The sequence below is a fragment of the Psychrobacter halodurans genome, from assembly GCF_017498075.1.
Taxonomy (GTDB): Bacteria; Pseudomonadota; Gammaproteobacteria; order Pseudomonadales; family Moraxellaceae; genus Psychrobacter; species Psychrobacter celer.
The window spans coordinates 1-17,285 of record NZ_JAGBKN010000008.1 but is presented as its reverse complement, the minus strand read 5'-3'; the positions used below and the strand labels follow the sequence as shown (position 1 = coordinate 17,285).

The 17,285-nt window shown below is 46.3% G+C and carries 16 protein-coding genes; 10 read left to right on the top strand and 6 right to left on the bottom strand.

All coding sequences use genetic code 11. From position 1 onward, the window contains the following. Positions 1–169 precede the first annotated feature (169 nt). The 8 genes from J3491_RS05255 to tsf all read left to right on the top strand — a co-directional run bounded on the left by J3491_RS05255 (position 170) and on the right by tsf (position 8,820). Entirely contained in the window at positions 170–1,429 is a 1,260-nt protein-coding gene (locus J3491_RS05255) for a multidrug effflux MFS transporter (protein ID WP_207969417.1), read from the top strand. A gap of 325 nt (positions 1,430–1,754) precedes the next feature. Beyond that, entirely contained in the window at positions 1,755–2,630 is an 876-nt protein-coding gene (locus tag J3491_RS05250) for a substrate-binding periplasmic protein (protein ID WP_100748920.1), read from the top strand. Between the two features lie 12 nt (positions 2,631–2,642). Then, entirely contained in the window at positions 2,643–4,871 is a 2,229-nt protein-coding gene (locus J3491_RS05245; protein ID WP_207969416.1) for an ATP-binding protein, read from the top strand. A gap of 59 nt (positions 4,872–4,930) precedes the next feature. Continuing rightward, positions 4,931–5,293 (top strand): response regulator, encoded by a 363-nt coding sequence (locus J3491_RS05240; RefSeq protein WP_075102026.1) that lies wholly within the window; start codon positions 4,931–4,933, stop codon positions 5,291–5,293. 29 nt (positions 5,294–5,322) lie between these two features. Further along, the gene (locus tag J3491_RS05235; RefSeq protein ID WP_075102027.1) at positions 5,323–5,772 is read left to right on the top strand and encodes a chemotaxis protein CheX; all 450 of its coding nucleotides are present in this window, start codon (positions 5,323–5,325) and stop codon (positions 5,770–5,772) included. A gap of 39 nt (positions 5,773–5,811) precedes the next feature. Next, complete coding sequence (locus J3491_RS05230) at positions 5,812–6,261, top strand: chemotaxis protein CheX (protein WP_083608603.1); 450 nt, start codon at positions 5,812–5,814, stop codon at positions 6,259–6,261. A gap of 469 nt (positions 6,262–6,730) precedes the next feature. Beyond that, complete coding sequence (gene rpsB / locus J3491_RS05225) at positions 6,731–7,510, top strand: 30S ribosomal protein S2 (RefSeq protein WP_100748923.1); 780 nt, start codon at positions 6,731–6,733, stop codon at positions 7,508–7,510. Positions 7,511–7,938: 428 nt separating this feature from the next. Then, a complete protein-coding gene (tsf, locus tag J3491_RS05220) occupies positions 7,939–8,820 on the top strand; it encodes a translation elongation factor Ts (RefSeq protein WP_075102030.1) in 882 nt (293 codons plus the stop codon). 133 nt (positions 8,821–8,953) lie between these two features. Here the strand turns inward: tsf and J3491_RS05215 are convergent, their stop codons facing one another. The 4 genes from J3491_RS05215 to hflX all read right to left on the bottom strand — a co-directional run bounded on the left by J3491_RS05215 (position 8,954) and on the right by hflX (position 13,400). Then, the gene (locus J3491_RS05215) at positions 8,954–9,781 is read right to left on the bottom strand and encodes a lytic transglycosylase domain-containing protein (protein ID WP_207969415.1); all 828 of its coding nucleotides are present in this window, start codon (positions 9,779–9,781) and stop codon (positions 8,954–8,956) included. Positions 9,782–10,223: 442 nt separating this feature from the next. Next, positions 10,224–10,913, bottom strand: coding sequence for an LrgB family protein (locus J3491_RS05210; protein ID WP_075102031.1), 690 nt, complete (start codon positions 10,911–10,913; stop codon positions 10,224–10,226). Between the two features lie 34 nt (positions 10,914–10,947). Further along, positions 10,948–11,406 (bottom strand): CidA/LrgA family protein, encoded by a 459-nt coding sequence (locus tag J3491_RS05205; protein ID WP_207969414.1) that lies wholly within the window; start codon positions 11,404–11,406, stop codon positions 10,948–10,950. Between the two features lie 551 nt (positions 11,407–11,957). Continuing rightward, a complete protein-coding gene (gene hflX, locus J3491_RS05200) occupies positions 11,958–13,400 on the bottom strand; it encodes a ribosome rescue GTPase HflX (protein WP_207969413.1) in 1,443 nt (480 codons plus the stop codon). A 333-nt stretch (positions 13,401–13,733) separates the two neighbouring features. On the opposite strand from hflX, the gene J3491_RS05195 reads away from it, so the two are divergent. Next, complete coding sequence (locus J3491_RS05195) at positions 13,734–14,534, top strand: lysophospholipid acyltransferase family protein (RefSeq protein ID WP_207969412.1); 801 nt, start codon at positions 13,734–13,736, stop codon at positions 14,532–14,534. A gap of 121 nt (positions 14,535–14,655) precedes the next feature. Here the strand turns inward: J3491_RS05195 and J3491_RS05190 are convergent, their stop codons facing one another. Together J3491_RS05190 and fkpB are read right to left on the bottom strand one after the other, a co-directional pair. Then, positions 14,656–15,696: an NADP(H)-dependent aldo-keto reductase gene (locus J3491_RS05190; RefSeq protein WP_207969411.1), complete on the bottom strand. Its 1,041-nt coding sequence runs from the start codon at positions 15,694–15,696 to the stop codon at positions 14,656–14,658. Between the two features lie 84 nt (positions 15,697–15,780). Further along, entirely contained in the window at positions 15,781–16,278 is a 498-nt protein-coding gene (gene fkpB / locus J3491_RS05185) for an FKBP-type peptidyl-prolyl cis-trans isomerase (RefSeq protein ID WP_075102068.1), read from the bottom strand. Between the two features lie 125 nt (positions 16,279–16,403). Between fkpB and J3491_RS05180 the strand changes: the two genes are divergently transcribed. Further along, positions 16,404–17,087: a DUF1294 domain-containing protein gene (locus tag J3491_RS05180; RefSeq protein ID WP_207969410.1), complete on the top strand. Its 684-nt coding sequence runs from the start codon at positions 16,404–16,406 to the stop codon at positions 17,085–17,087. Positions 17,088–17,285 lie beyond the last annotated feature (198 nt).

Below are 17,285 nucleotides of genomic sequence, written 5' to 3'. Positions count from 1 at the left end.
GGCGGTCAAAATTACGATATAACCACGATATAACATTGTCCGCTTGCATAGACGTTGGTAAGTATGCACTATTGCTATAAGCTGCCATTTTATGACGGCAGCAAACCAAAAACGCTATCGTAAAGCCATAAGATATAAAACAATAATCACTATATAATCTGGTCTAAATATGTCTGCTCCAAAATCCTCCCCACCTCCCAAACCCATCGCCGCCGAGCGCGTTCGCTCGGCTGATTTGCCCGTTGCTTGGATTATGATGCTCGGGCTGATCGTCGCGGTAGGGCCTTTATCCATTGATATGTATCTGCCAGCACTACCGTCGATGGCAGATGATTTTGGTGTGTCAACCGCTTTTATGGCCAACTCAGTCCCAGCGTATTTTGTGGGTTTGGTATTTGGTCAGTTGTTTTACGGCCCCTTTAGCGATCGCGTTGGTCGAGTCAAGCCGCTGTATATGGGCATGACGCTTTATGTGATTGCTTCTGTTATCTGTGCCACCACGGATAATGAGTATGTGTTGTTTGTCGGCCGTACCATGCAGGCTCTTGGTGCCTGCGTCGGGGCAGTGGTAACTCGAGCTGCGATTCGTGATCGGCTAACGGCTAAACAAACCGCAAAAGCTTTTTCTATCATGATATTGGTAATGGGACTGGCACCGATACTCGCGCCGTCTCTGGGCGCACTGTTTTTACAGTTTTTTAATTGGCACTCTATCTTTTGGTTTTTGGCCGCCTTTGGAGTGCTGAACTTACTGCTCACCAAGTTCTTCTTTTTTGAAACCCTTACCGAAGAGAACCGTAACGTACGCCCTGCCAGAGAAGTGCTGAGCCAGTATTGGGACTTGTTAAAAGATCCCAGCTTTAACTACCCTGCGATCGGCGGCGGGCTGTTGATGGGCGCAATGTTTGTTTATATCAGCTCAGCTTCTGAATTAATCATGGATACTTATGGCGTCTCGGCCACGCATTTTGGCTGGCTATTTGGCATGAATGCGGCAGGGTTTGTGGGTCTCACCCAGCTCAACCAATGGCTGACCAATCGCTTTCGTATCTTGAGCATCCTTCGTTTCGGCGCGATGATGCAGGTGCTCTCTGCAGGCACGTTGTTTGTTGTCGGTATATTTTTAGGGACCGATGCTTGGTTGCCACTGGTGCTGGCGTGTATTTTCTTTTGTATTGCAGGCTTGGGATTGACCCAGCCAAACGCCTCGGCGATTGCGCTGGCTTTTCAAAAGCAGCGTGCGGGTATGGCAAGCGCGCTGCAAGGCTCGCTGATGTTTTCAGTGGGTATTTTTGGTGGTTTATTATTAAACTTATTCCCGCTTAATCCCGTGTTAAAAATCGGTATTGCACTTTTTGCCCTGATGAGCTTGGGTGCGTTTTTAATCTGGCAGATAGATCGTAATTTAGACCTCGATGACGCAGAGTAGCGGCTGCAAGTTTTTGAGACACCCAATATTGGGTGTTTTTTTTGTCTTAATAAAAGGGCTTTGATACATGGGCGTTACGCGTGGTTAATGTAGAGCCTGATGATTTTATAAGACACGCCTTATAATGACTGAGGTGTCATATTTAATCGTAGTTGATTGAAAATAAATAGTTTGTTGTTACCAAACAAATTTATCAGAAGTATTTCAATTAGAAAAAAATTAGTGTAGATTGTAACTTTATGTTTACACTGTGATACTTTTTGAAATTATAGATTGCTGTCCAGTGATGTTAAGACAATAAGCTTTGCGATTTTAAGGACAAAACATGATGCAGTTATATCGAGTATTGCCAGTTATATTAAGCGTTGGTTTATTTGGTTGTGGTAATTCTTCTACCACAGAAAATACCAATGCAGCTGGCACACCAGTGACGGAAAGCAAAGATAACTTTGTGAGTAGCTTGCCGGATACAGCACCGACACTAAAAGTAGCTACAACAGGTACGATGCCTCCTTTTTCATTGCAAGATGATTATGGAAATATGCAGGGTATTGATATTGACTCGATCCGTGCTATCGGTGAAGAGCAAGGGTTCAAAGTCGAGTTTTATAAAGAAACGTGGCAAAACATGTTTGATAGCGTGGAGTCAGGATCAAGGGATATCGCCATTTCAGGTATTTCATACAAGGATGATCGTAATACTCGTTACGGACTATCTAAGTCATATTTCTTTAACCCTTCTGCAATGATGTATGCAGAGGGAAAGCTCAATGCCAAAAGCTTACAAGATTTAAAGAATGTAAGAATCGGGGCAATGGAAGGTGCTAAACCTGTCGATCAGTTAAATGAACTAGGTGGGTATGAGGACAACCTGACCACTAACACAACTGCTTTTTTATTGTATGAAGATTTGGTTCAAGACAGGGTTGATGTAATTCTGCATGATATGCCTATTTTGCAGTACACAGCGAAAAATCATCCAGAATACGGCGTCACTATCGTTCCCTACGAAAGTGAAGACAATCCATCGGCGCAACAAGTCATACTGATGGCTAAAGGTAATAACGAGCTTATTAAAAATGTCAATGAAGGTATTACTAAGCTAAAAGAAAAAGGGACTTTTAAAGAGATTGAAGAAAAGTGGTTGGGTTCAACGGAGCCAGACACCAACAGTGAACCGACTTCTACTCAAGCGAATTAAGGATTTTCAAACATGGCCACCACACCAAATATCGACAATAAACGCTATCAAGGTCTGATCATCTCTATTGCACTGTTTTTATCACTCATCGGTGCCTTGCTAGCCTTTACCTTTTATACCTCCAGCCTCTTAGAAAGAAACACCGCTTTGATCGACCAGACCAACCAAGTCGCCAACAGTGCGCAGTCGGTCATCAAAGATCTTTTTGACTTAGATAACAGTTATGGTGAAGACACAAGCTCGCCGCATATTCAGCGAGTATTGAATCGTTTAGAAGAAAACACATCACTGATTACTAACTCTCTTTCTGCTATTGAGCAAGGCGGCAAGATCACTGACAGTACAGGCGAAAGTTATAATCTACCCAAGGTTGATGATAGTGCCCAAGCCAATATTGCCGCTGCCAAAGAGCAGTGGCAGGCACTTGAACCCAAAATTCAGACCTACCTAAAAGACGCTGATAACATCATGGTGCCGTCGGCAGATGACTTGACTCGAGCGGTTGAGCAAGCCAAAACCTCCAGTTTGCTGATCAACGACTCGCTAGATAATCTGACACGCGACGTATTTAGTAATGCAGAGCGCCAAGCCACCACCATTCGTCTGATTCAGGTGTTGGGTGTTGCGGCGATTTTTGCTTACTTTTTGATTTTCGTATTCTTCTTTGTGCGCCGCTTACGTGAGACCGATGCCGAAGCTGCTGCTGCGCGCCGCGAAACACAAGAAATTATGGAAACGGTCAATACTGGTCTATTCTTGCTAGATAAAGACCTAAAGATTGGTCAACAGCACTCTCGTGCCCTCAATGGCATCATCGGTGCTGACAATTTGGCAGGTGAGAACTTTACCAGTGTCTTACGTGGTCGTATCTCTGATAAAGACCTAAACACCACCAAGCAGTTTATCGAGCAGTTATACAACCCGCGCGTCAAAGAAAAGTTGGTGGATTCCCTAAACCCTTTACATAAGGTCATGCTACATAACGCCGGCGAAAATAAAGGCGCTGATAGCCGCTTCTTGGATTTTAAATTCTCACGCGTTTATGACAAAAAAGACATCGCCCGTATTTTGGTCAACGTCAATGATGTCTCTGATGCCGTCTACCTAGAGCAGCGCTTAGAAAAAGAGCGCTCGCAAAATGACATGCAAATCGAGATGCTCACCACCATCTTAAATGTAAATCCTAAGATCATTAATGAGTTTATCGCCAACACTGATGCGCATATCAATAAGATGAATAACATCTTAAAAAATCCTGGTAGCTCACAATACGAGCTGGAAAACAAACTAAAAGCCATTTATCGCGAAATGCATAGTCTAAAAGGCGAAGCATCAGCGCTAAAACTGCACAGCTTTACCAAGATTGCCTCAGATGCCGAAGACAAGTTGCATGCCTTACAAAACCAAGGTCAGCTATCAGGTAATGACTTTTTGCCATTGGCGGTTCATCTAGATGACTTACTCAGCCTATCGAACACCATTGCCACGCTAGGTGAGCGGATCAATCGCTCGGAGCCTGCCGCTAGTAAACCCGCTACTGCCTCTACCACCGCATTAAGTGATGCCGTGGCACAGCAAAGCATGGCGCTTGCTGAGAGTACCGCACCCAAAAGCCAACCAACCAGTTTATCGATTGGTAACATCAGTTTGGATGGCGGTCAAGATATCGATTTGAGTGATAATGAAGCTGAAGACCAGCTGTCTTTTTATCGTGATTTTGCCAAAGATATCGCTGCAAGACAGGGCAAGCAAGTACAGCTCAACAGCCATACATTGACCCAAGTCAATATCCCAGAGCGTCTGGTCAAGCCCATCAAAGAGATTGGTATCCAGCTGCTACGAAATGCCGTGGTGCACGGTGTCGAGGCACCAAGCGTCCGTCATTCGCTCGGTAAAGAAACAGCAGGCAAGATTGATCTAGAAGTACAAGACAACGGCCAAGAGGTTATGCTCATCGTGCAGGACGACGGCCAAGGCATCGATTACGACAGTATCCGTCATAAATTGGTGGCAGAAAACCACGTCGATAATGAAGCAGCAAGTCAGCTGACGCATAGCGACTTGCTCAAGCAATTGTTTTCTTCAGGTTTTTCTACCAAAGAAGACGCTGATGAAGACGGTGGCCGCGGCGTGGGTTTGGATATCATCAAATCACTGGTCAAGGACTACGACGGCAAGCTGAATGTAAATAGTGAACGGGGCAAAATGACAAGATTTGTCATTACACTACCAAAAGCTTAATAAGAGACGTTAGGCATATTGTTAACCACAACAATGTGCCTCATTACAGGTAATAGGTTATGCATAAATTAATGATTGTTGATGATTCTAATATCATTAGAAACCGTATTCAGCGTGCGTATGACTCAGGTGAGTTTATGCTGGTCGCTACTGCGACCAGTGGTGTGCAGGCGCTAGAGAAGTTTAATATCCATCGTCCTGATGTGATCACCATGGATCTGACCATGCCGCAAATGGATGGTCTGGAGTGTATCGAAAAAATCATCGCCACGGATCCCGATGTCCGTATTTTAGTCGTATCTGCCTTGTCTGATAAAGCCACGGGGATTGAGGCGCTATCGCTTGGTGCCAGTGGGTTTTTGTGCAAGCCATTTTCAGAAGAAGAGCTTGTAGAGTCTTTGCACGAGCTGGTGCAAGATTAATACTATTCAACGACTTGAGTAATGTCTATATGAAAGAACAAAAGCTACAGATTTTTTTAAACATCATTAGCAATTATTTTGATCAGTTTGGTGGAGAAGAGCTCGTCGCTGACACGCCGTATTTGCTAGAAAACAAACAGCCCAAAGTGCATGACTACACTGGTGTGATTGGTATCTCTGGTGGTCAAAAAGGCGTGGTGTATTTTTCGGCGACTCACAAGTTGTTGTCCTCGCTACTAGATAGCATGGGTGAGACTGATAAAAGTGATGACAATTATATTGATCTAGCAGGCGAGGTTGCCAATACCATCGCAGGCAACGCCCGTACTGAGTTTGGCTCAGAGTTTCATATCTCGGTACCGTTTGTGTTTAAAGGAGCGCCCAAAAGTATCGTCCTACCAAACGATGAGCGTTCTTTTATCATCCCGATCACTTGGCATTCGCAAGTCGGTGAGATTGTGGTCTGTTTGCAGGACTGATGATCTCGCTATTACGTTCTAATACGGATGTTCGTTATTATGATTAAAGTAGAGAAATTGGGCGTATTTTTAAGTTCGATTAATGCGTTTTTTACGCAGATTGATGGGACAGAAGTAGACATCGATACGCCTTATTTAAATAACAATAAGACAGCGGTAGGCTATGACTACAGCGGCGTTATCAAAATCTCAGGTCCGCTACAAGGCTGCGTCTATGTCAGTGCGCCAAGCGCGATGCTGCGTGCGGTGGTTCAGGCGATGGGCGAGACCGACTCCTCTATTACGATGCTGAAGGATTTGCTCGGAGAGATGGCCAACACCATCTCTGGTAACGCTCGGACGGAGTTTGGGTCAGAGTTTATTATCTCGCCGCCGCACATCGTCGAGAGCGCGCCCAACGTATCGTATCTACCCAAAGATCGGCAAAGCTATATCACGCCCTTTACCTGGCGTGGTCACAAGGCCGTCATCGGTATCTGCATCACTTAATGACAATTAACTGATCAACGACAATCAATTGACAGCGCCTCGTTTATCGCTTTGCCTCGACGAAAAGCGACAAAAAAGCGACAACAGTAAAAAGCGATACAATGGTATCGCTTTTTTGTTGATACGACGATTTGAGGCGTGAGGCTCACGAGTTGTTAAATCGCGGTTTGTCCTCATAAAGCGCTGGAGGTTGTGAGGCGTTGTATGATAAAATACGGCGCAGCTATTTCTATAATTTGCTTTATAGGAGGGGTTTGAGTTTTTTGCTAAACCCCAACATGGCTTCTTTTTTACACCAACCAATGACACACACATCATGGCAAAAAATTGCTGGGTGTTTGGCGACTTGATTAATTTGCAAGATAGGGTCAGTGCCATGATTATAGGCACGACCTACAGGCAGATGCGTGTTGCTAGATAGGCAGTTTTTGTGATGTGGAGGCATAACCCAACCAACAGGATATTTCACATGGCTACAAACAACCCAACCAAAATCGAAATGCGCGACTTACTACAAGCCGGCGCTCACTTTGGTCACCAAACACGTTTTTGGAACCCAAAAATGGGTCCTTATATCTTTGGTGCACGTAACAAAATCCATATCATTAACCTAGAGCACACCGTAAAAGCGTTCAACGAAGCGTTGACTTACGTAAACGGCCTAGCTGCCAAGAAAAACAAAGTATTGTTTGTTGGTACCAAACGTGCCGCTAGCGGTATTATCCGTGAGCAAGCCCAGCGCGCTGGCATGCCATACGTCGACCATCGCTGGTTGGGTGGTATGTTGACCAACTGGAAAACGCTACGTCAGTCAATCAGCCGTCTAAAAGAGCTTGAGAAGCAATCAGAAGACGGTACTTTTGCTAAGTTGACCAAACGTGAAGCGCTTGAGCGTACTCGCGATATGGAAAAACTTGAGCGTTCACTAGGCGGTATCAAAGACATGGGTGGCCTACCTGACGCTATCTTTGTGGTAGACGTAGATCACGAAGCGATCGCTATCAAAGAAGCCAAAAACCTTGGTATCCCAGTAATCGGTATCGTTGATACCAACTCTAGCCCAGACAACGTTGACTACATCATCCCAGCTAACGATGATGCTATCCGCGCTGTGACTCTATACGTCACGTCTATGGCTGATGCGATCATCGCTGGTAAAGAATACGCACAGACTCAAGCGGGCGGCAAAGCTGAGCAAGCACCTGCCGAAGAAGCCAATGCAGAAGAAGCAGCAACGCCAGCTGAATAATTCGCTGCATTAAAAGTGTTACTTTGTAAGGATGTCTTGATAGCACCGCTAGCAGCATCCATATAAAGTCATTAATGATAAGCTCGTAGTAGGCATGATGCAGTTTTACTCGTCATGCCTTGTTGTTAAATAATAGCGCTGAAACCATGGCTATTACATAACGTGATGAAATGATGGCTGTCAAACGCCCTCAATCAATAACTGCTATTACATAAAATATATTAAATACATGCTGATGACATGATCGTCATCTATCATAAACTGGCCAAACGAGTATTATCGTTTATTCCAGTGGGTAGAGTCGCTCGATGTCATGATTTGTTTTTATTAATAAGCAGATAGTACGAGCGTTTTTCTTAAGTCATCAGCAGCCTTGAGAAAAATAGACATTAAGCCCTCCTATACATAACTATACTAAGGTGACTCTTATGACAGAAGTAAAAGTATCTGCCAAAATGGTAAAAGAATTGCGCGACCGTACTGGTCTTGGCATGATGGAATGTAAAAAAGCCCTACAAGAAGCCAATGGTGATGTTGAAGTTGCCATCGATAACTTGCGTAAATCTGGTCAAGCAAAAGCGGCCAAAAAAGCAGGTAACATCGCAGCTGACGGCGCTATCATCATCGCTCAAGGCGACAACAAAGCGTTTTTGTTAGAAGTAAACTGCCAAACTGACTTTGTGGCAAAAGACGCCAACTTTACTGCTTTTGCAGAAAAAGTAGCCAACATCGCGCTAGAAAATAACGTCACAGACGTTGCTGCTATCTCTGAGCTACCATATGGCGATGGCCAAACCGTTGAAGAAGCACGCGTGGCTTTGGTACAAAAAATCGGCGAAAACATTCAGGTTCGCCGTGTAGAAACTCTAGAAGGTGCCAACCTAGCATCATATCGCCACGGTCTACGTATCGGTGTTGTGGTATCGTATGAAGGCGGCAGCGAAGAGACTGGCAAAAACCTAGCGATGCATATCGCGGCGTTCAACCCTGTAGCAGTCGACGACGAAAGCGTTGATGCTGATGTGTTGGCTCGCGAAAAAGACATCATCGAAGCCAAAGCCAAAGAGTCTGGCAAGCCTGACAACATCGTTGAAAAAATGATCGAAGGTGGCCTACGTAAGTACCTAGACGAAGTAACTCTACTACGTCAGCCATACGTCATGGACAACGACAAAAAAGTTGGCGATGTCCTAAAAGCGGAAGGCGTAAAAGTACTAAGCTTCAAACGTCTAGAAGTGGGTGAAGGTATCGAGAAAAAGCAAGAAGACTTCGCAGCTGAAGTTGCAGCAGCTCAGGCGGCTAGCAAGTAATATCCAAGTAACATCTCTGTGCACTTGCACTGATGAGGACGGTTAAGCCATTGGTTTTGCCGTCAGACACAAAAAAGCCCGTTACTCGATAACGGGCTTTTTTGTGTCTGAGCTTGACCCCTTTATGGACTTACTAGCGTAAGGCCTCGTAGGCAGATTTGATATAACTTGGGCTATTGCTATTACTGCTCGTGCCATAGCTGACATTTTGTAGCCCATTGTTTGTACTACTCATATTGACTTGATTGCTGGCATTGATACTGGCGTCAGACAGACCGGCGTCATTTTTGTATAAGCTATGATAGCGGCTCATCACTCTTTTGACATAGTTGCGCGTCTCTTTAAAAGGCGGGATGCCGCCGTATTTATCGACATTGCCTTCGCCTGCGTTATAGCCTGCCACAGCGTGCTCGACGTTGTTATTAAAACGGCGCATCAGCCAGGCGATGTATTTGGCTGAGCCTTCGATGTTGTCGGCAGGGTTCCAAGGATTACCCACATTAAATCGCCGTGCGGTAGCAGGCATCAGCTGCATCAGCCCTTGAGCGCCGACTGGTGAGCGAGCATTTGGATTAAAAGCCGACTCAGTATGCATCATGGCTTTCATCAAGGCAGGATCGACGCCATGACGTGCCGCGGACGCGCGAATATAGCTATCATAGGCGTTGCGACTGGCACTACTACTCGCCGGACTGCTGCCATAGCCATTGCTGCTGCCGTCATACATCTTAGAGTCTTTATAATAAGTGACTTTGACTTTTTTGGTGAACTTATCAAAGTTGCCACTGGGGCTAACGTTGGTCAAGAGCACCTGACCGCCTTGGTCTTTGTAGATATACATATTGCCCGCATGAGCACTCACACTCAAGCTTGAGATAGCAAGGATACTGGCAATACCAGTGATGGCATTTAATAAAAACGGAGACAAACAGCGAGTCTTGATGGTAGTCGTATTTATCATAGAGATATCACTTTTTATCGAGTAGTCGCAAATGACTGTCGCTGATGAGTCGGCCAGCTTATAAAGGCAAGTGCTTATTTTATTTGCTGTGTTTTGTCGCCAGCTACCTAGCAACAACCCTGACGTTTTCATGTTTTGTTAAAATCATTTGCAATAGATACAAAAAATAATAGTTGTTTACTATAACATATAATAAATTTTTGACGCATAGGATTGTCAAAATAATATGCAAAAGTGAGCGTTATTTTGTAAATAATACGAAATAAATCAATAGGCTATCATTTACAGTGTACGTATATCAGTGCCAGCTCAGCTGCTGTAAGGGCTGATGGTGGTAGTAAGTGGCTATGATAAGTGATTAGGAGCGGTGGGATAAGAGCAAGAGGATAAGAGCGGCCAATGCTTTGAGTTTGTCCTTAATTGATGAGAGGTCAGGGAGTAGTTATAACGCAACGGCACTGATGAATATCGGTACCCAAATCGCGGTGACCAGCCCATTGACTGCCAGTCCAAAGGCTGCATAGCGTCCGGCGGTATGACTGATCTGCCACGCTTCGACTGTACCAAAAGCGTGAGCGGCCAAGCCAAGTGCTAAGCCTTTGGCACGGTCATCATCGACACGGCGAAATAAAAAGCGCGCCAAAGTACCCCCAACGATACCTGAGACAATGATGATAAGGTTGGCCATCGCCAGCGGCGCTTTGATCAAATCCGCCACACTAAGACCGATAGGGGTGGTCACTGAGCGGGTGGCAAATGCCAGTATCGTCTCGTGACTGAGTGACAGCAGATAGGCGAGCGACATTGGCAGCAAAGCACCGACCACGCTTGCAATCATGACGATAAGGGTGAGTTTTTTGACAGGTAAGCCTTTAAAGTTCATGGCGGCGAGTGGCACTGCCAATAAAACCGTGACGTATCCTAAGAGATGGTCAAACACAGGCTTTGCGACGCTATAGTAGTGATTGTAGTCCCACTGCAGCACAAACAAAAACAGCAAAACCAGCGCTAAGGCCGTGATGACCATCGGTAGCCACGATAGCTTACGCGCTAAGATACGGGCAATGACGTGGGCGACCAAGGTCAATAATATCGCCGCAAGGGTTGCTGTCAATACGCTATCAAAAGTCATAAGTCTGCCTTGTTCATTCAGCTGAGCGCTGCCCTTATTGCTTGCTGGTGATGCTGCCGGTGTTGCCAGCTTGCGAGTCACTATCACTATTAGAGTCAGACTCAGAGTCTTGATTGAGCCAGCGATTGGCCAATAATGCTAACCCCCAAAGCGGTATCAAGGTGCTGATAAGCATCGTCAGCATCACGCCCCACAGCTCGTCTCCTAAGGCAAATAACAATAAACCTGCACCAGCAGAAACGGGCAAAAAAGCAAAACCGCTATCAACCAATAACGTATTGCTGGCTTGAGTGAGCCAGCTAGGTAGGCCTTTTAGCAAACGCCACGCCATCAATACCACAAACATCGCCACCAAACCGACGATATTGGCCGCTTTTTCGATACCTGCCCATTGACAGACCAGCACCGCTGTTTCACGGACAAAAATAACCATCGCTAATGTTAATATCAGCGCCAGCCATAGCGGTAGGTTGGAGGAGTGAGTGGACTTCATAAGCAGTTTTGGCCAAATCGGAGATGGGTAGGCGCAGCGATAACGGTTGGCGCATGGCTATGGCAGCTGCATCCTTATAAGTACATTGTGTCGTTATGGTATTTTGTATATGGCATATCGTATAGGCGATTATATAGAGAGTCACGTAACTAATAAAGCCTATCGTCGTGACTAAATAAAAGAGAGATAAAGAGAGATAAGATAAAGAGATACACTGCATACATTCGCTAGACTGGTACAAAATTTTTTTGCGTGCTGTGCTTGCGCCGACAGATGCTACGAAAAATTTATTTCAGTCTCGCGGTATCCTTTTTTTATGGACCTGACTATAGGGATAACCGCCCTAGTATCATCGCACTATTCTGTCTTATGGTCTTATGGGAGATGATATTGTGAAAACAGGTTTTAGGAAAGGTGGCTTTGAGAGAGACGGCTTTAAGAGAAGCAATAAAAAACAGACGATATCAGCGATACCGTCTGTGTGTAGGGCTTTGTCTGTAGGCAGAGCAAAGCGGTTTGCAAATAAAAGCTGAGCCGCCTGCTCTTATAAGTTATGAGTCAGGCAGGCTGCTTTTTTGAGGCGAGGACGGTGCTGTGTTTGTCTCAAACTCATCAAAGGCTTTTTCTTCGGCCGCAGTCAAGGTAGGCTCTATGTTTTCATCTGGCTTTTCAAACTCCTCAAGCGTCGGCATCAGTAGCGTCGCTTGCGCCAGCGGTAGGACATCTACAGGATCGAGATTGGCTTGTCCAAGCAGCTGTTTGAGCCGCTCGCTTGGCAAGCGAATGGTTAGACACTCGTGGCCTGTGTCATCATAGCTTTCTTCTAAGATGACGCCTAGCTCATACAAGGTGTTTTTAAATTGACCCGCGCCATAAGGCAACGTCAAATCAAAGGTGGTCAATGCGCCAGTGAGCAGCTGCTGTACGGCAAGCGACAGCGCTTCTATTCCGAGGTTTTCTTTTGATGAGACGTAGACGCGGTTTGGTTGGCCTTCGCTGGCATAACCAATATGAGCAGGCTCGCCTGTGATATCGATTTTGTTGTACACATTGAGCACGGGCACATCGTTATCAATTTCGGCCAAGACATTTTTTACCGCTTCGATTTGCTCGTGCATGTCTTCGCTAGAGGAGTCGATGACGTGCAGTAGCAAGTCCGCCTCTAGCGTCTCTTCTAGTGTCGCGTGAAACGACTCGACCAGCTCGTGCGGCAAATGACGCACAAAACCGACAGTATCGACCAGTACCACACGTCCCACACCTTGCCAGTCGAGGCGACGTAGCGTCGGGTCTAGGGTGGCAAACAGCTGGTCGGCGGCATAGATATTTTCGTCGACCAAGCGGTTAAACAGTGTCGATTTACCAGCGTTGGTATAGCCGACTAGCGAGATGGTCGGTACGTCAGATTTTTGTCGACGGGCGCGGCCTTGTGCGCGGGTTTGCCGTACTTTTTCGAGTTTGTTTTTGAGCTGATTGACTCGCGTTTGTAGTAAGCGGCGATCGGTCTCAAGCTGGGTCTCACCCGGCCCGCGCAGACCGATACCGCCTTTTTGCCGCTCCAAATGCGTCCAGCCACGTACCAGCCGTGTCGATAAATGGTTGAGCTGCGCCAGCTCCACTTGTAGCTTGCCCTCATAAGTGCGGGCGCGCTGAGCAAAAATATCCAAAATCAGTCCGGTGCGATCCAGCACGCGGCATTTGACCACCGACTCGATATTACGCTCCTGCGAGGGCGATAAGCTGTGATTAAAAAGAACAATATCGGCGTCGTGCTCACGCACTAGCTCTGCAATCTCTTCTGCTTTGCCGCTACCCACAAAAAACTTGGCATCCGGTTTTAAACGTGAGCCTGTCACCAATGCCAAACGATCGGCGCCTGCTGAGTCTGCTAATAGCTCAAACTCGCTAAGATCGTCAGGGTCTTGGATTTGCCGAATGTCTAAATGTACAATGATGGCACGCTCGCCACCTTCATGTCTTTCAAAATAATCCAAAGAATATCACCTATTTAATAAAGTAAATAAATCGCTGCCATTTGTCTGTCAACTATCGAGGCGGCGTTCATATGACCTTTTATATGTGGTCTTATCTATTGATATTAAAGCGTAACGGCACAATTAGCGATAGATTTATGTTACACAGGTTTGTGTTTCCTAGCGCGAAGAGCGGCTGGTAAGTTAGCGCGTTTATAAGCGGCTTTATTGCGCGTTTGTATAAAACTCGGCACTGACTCAGTGAACAGGCTATCACTGAGTCGCATAACTTTGCTATACTTAGCTCGTTTTTTTGTTGATATAAACAGCAGTTATTTAATCATGAGGGCGAAGATGAGCCAAGCTAAGTCAAACTTTTCACTCAGACAACAGCTAGGACGCGGCAAGCAAATCGCTGGTATGACCACAACGATGGTCGGTGGACTGCGGGCCGCTCAGCGTCTTGGTGCCTTTAAGCAGCCGCCACGCGAAAAGCTACCCCGTTATATTCAGGCGTTTTGTCGTAAGATGGCAGGCTCTTTTGGTGTCAAAGTCATCGAGGTCGAGCCAGTACAGCAGCATCATGGCCTGTGGGCGTCCAATCATGTGTCATGGATGGATATTCCTGTCGTGGGGACGGTAAGCCCCGCGTTTTTCTTATCCAAGGCGGAGATTGGTGAATGGCCTGTGTTTGGTAAATTAGCGCATGCTGCTGGCACGCTCTTTATTGAGCGCGGCTCCGGTGATGCAGGCTCAGTGGCCACGCAGATTGCTGAGTTTTTGACTAAAGGGTTTTCGGTTATCTTCTTCCCTGAAGCGACCACTACCGATGGCAAAAAAGTCAAGCGTATCCACGGTACCCTGCTACAAGCTGCGATAGATGCAGATGTCCCCGTGCGACCGATCCTTATCGCTTATGTCGACAAAGACGGAGCGCTCAGTGAGGCATTGCCGTATTATGGCAAGATTACCATGAAAGAGAGCCTAAAAAAGGTGCTAGATAGTAAAGATGTGATGGCTTATGTGTTGCCATTAGAGCCGATAGACCCTAAAGGCTATAGCAAAAGCGAGCTGACCGACTTGCTGCAAAGAAAAATGCAAGAAGGGTTGGCCGATCTGCATGCGCGGGTACTGAGTGTGCCGCCTAGTCAATAATCAGCTGAGCTGTACAGTCAAATGAAAAGTCGCTGAATAAAAAAGGCGCCAATCGCAGCAATACTTACCGCGATTGGCGCTTTTTTTAGTGCTTTGTCAGTGACACATTGGGCGCCGCTTATTAAGGTGACGGATTGGGCTGGCGCGTGTGCACTGCTTCAATGGCATCCAAGACATCGTCAGTGAGCGTTAAATCAATACTATCGATATTGGATTTTAACTGCGTAAGTGTGGTCGCGCCAATGATGTTGCTGGTGACAAATGGGCGTGAATTGACAAAGGCCAGCGCCATCTGCGCCATATCCAAGCCAGCATCGGCCGCTATGTTGGCATACTCAGCGGTGGCGGCAATGGCCTGCTCATTGATATAACGGCTGAAGCGATCATACATGGTCAGACGCGCGCCAGCTGGGCGTTTGCCGTCCAAGTACTTACCTGATAGTACGCCAAACCCAAGCGGCGAGTAAGCAAGCAAGCCGACGTTTTCACGATGGGCAATCTCCGCCATACCGACCTCATAGAGACGGTTGAGGAGGCTATACGGGTTTTGCACCGTCAGCGGCGCGATTAGGCCGTTTTTGTCCGCTTCCCACAGATAGCGCATCAGTCCCCATGCGGTATCATTTGACAGTCCATAAGCACGAATGCGGCCTTTTTTAATCTCATTATTCAGTGCTTGAATGGTCTCCAAAAATGGCGTTAAGTCTTCTAAAGACTGCGCTGCCATATCGGCATCATAACCGCGCTGCCCAAAGAAGTTGGCTTGTCGCTCAGGCCAATGCAGCTGATAAATATCGATATAATCGGTTTGTAGACGCTCAAGGTTACTATCGATAGCGCTGCTGATTTGCTCAGCATTAAAGCGCGTTTTACCGTCACGCAAAAAGCTCATGGGTGACATTTTACTGGCCAGTATGACCTTGTCGCGCTGCTGGGTTTTGGCAAACCAAGTACCGATATAACGCTCGGTATCGCCTTGCTTGTCTTTATCTGGTGGTGATGGATACATCTCTGCCGTATCCCAAAAGTTGACGCCTTCGCTCAGTGCCATATCCATCTGGGCGTGTGCCTCCGCCTCGGTGTTTTGCTGCGCCCATGTCATGGTGCCCAGACAGATTTTAGAAACCTGTTCATCGAGTTGCGGCAACGTTGTATATTGCATGTCAGTCTCCTTGTGGACTTTGATTTTAGGGTTGAGCGTTGAGCGTTGAGTATTGAGCGTTGAGTATTGAGCGTTGTCAGGGCATTACATGATTTGGATGCCAGTCACCCCAGGCGGGGTTACTTTAAAGACTTTGACTTTAAACAATACCGATTGGCCGGCCAGCGGATGGTTAAAGTCGACCTCAATTTCATCCTCATTAATCGCGCTAATAATACCGGGTAAGGTGTTTTTGCCTTTATCCTCAAACTCAACCATCATGCCGACTTCTGGATGATCGGCGATAAGAGCAAACTGCGGACGGCTAAAGTGCTGAACGTTGTCAGGGTTCCATTCACCAAATGCCTGCTCTGGCTCAAGGTGAGCTGTGCGCGTGTCGCCTGCGCGTAGATTCATAAGTACTTGCTCAAACCCTGGCAACAAGCTTTCATCGCCGACCGTCAGCGTCACTGGTGCCTCACGGCCAAAGGTGGAGTCAATCACCGTGCCGTTTTCTAATGAAACTTCAAAGTGTAGGCTAACAAGGCTACCAAAGGTGATGCGCGTGTCTTCGTTGGGGTTAATAAATTGTGATTCAGTCATAATCAAAAGCCAGTTGTCATAAATATAATAGAGAAATGATAAGTCATTTTGCTGGGTGTGTAAGCGCAAATAGTGTAACGCAAATGGTGTAATATATCTGCCATATCTATAAATAGGGCAGGATTATGGCAAGTCAAGCACCCAGCAAACAACAGGGACACGTGCATAAATGGCAAGACGACAAAGGCTTTGGTTTTATCGAAACGTCAAGCGGGGCGTCGCTATTTTTTCACATTAGTGAGTTTAGAGCGCAGCGCCGCCCTGAGGTTGGTGAAGCGGTGGTCTTTGATGTCGGACAAGATAGCCAAGGTCGCCTGCAAGCCAGACAAGTCCAAGAACTGAGCTTTGTCCAACAAAAAATGGCAGAAAAAAACCGCCAAATTCGTCAGCGTAATCGCAAACGTAATGCCCAAGCAGAATTTGCAGCAGGGCAAAAGCAACGCTTGTTCCTTGGTATTGGTTTTTATGGGGTTGTAATTTTATTGGCGGCAACTCAAAAGCTCAGCTGGCTGGTGGTTGCATGGTACGCTGTGCTAGGCATCGTCACTTATCTCACCTATGCCAAAGACAAAGTCGCTGCCCAAAATGGCGACTGGCGCACGCCTGAGTCGACGCTGCACCTGCTAAGCGTGCTTGGCGGCTGGGTCGGCGCATTGGTGGCACAGATGTATTTGCGCCACAAATCACAAAAGCCTGAGTTTCGTATCGTTTATTATTTAACGGTTATTATCAACTTAGCAGGATTGCTCTTTGTCATCATGGGCGGCGGCTTAGAGACGTTGAAAGATGTATTATCAGGGTTTCTGTAAATAAAACTAAAATATTAGGCACAAATAAAACATGATATTTCCACGGGATTTGAAACACATCAAGTCAAATTATCAATGTAAACTAGGGCATGTCTTTATTTCAAAAATGGTGATAAAAATGAGATAAATTGCGGTCAAACAAGGAAAATAGCGCCGTTAATATCGGGATATAAACCCGCTATTTGACGATGTTTGGCA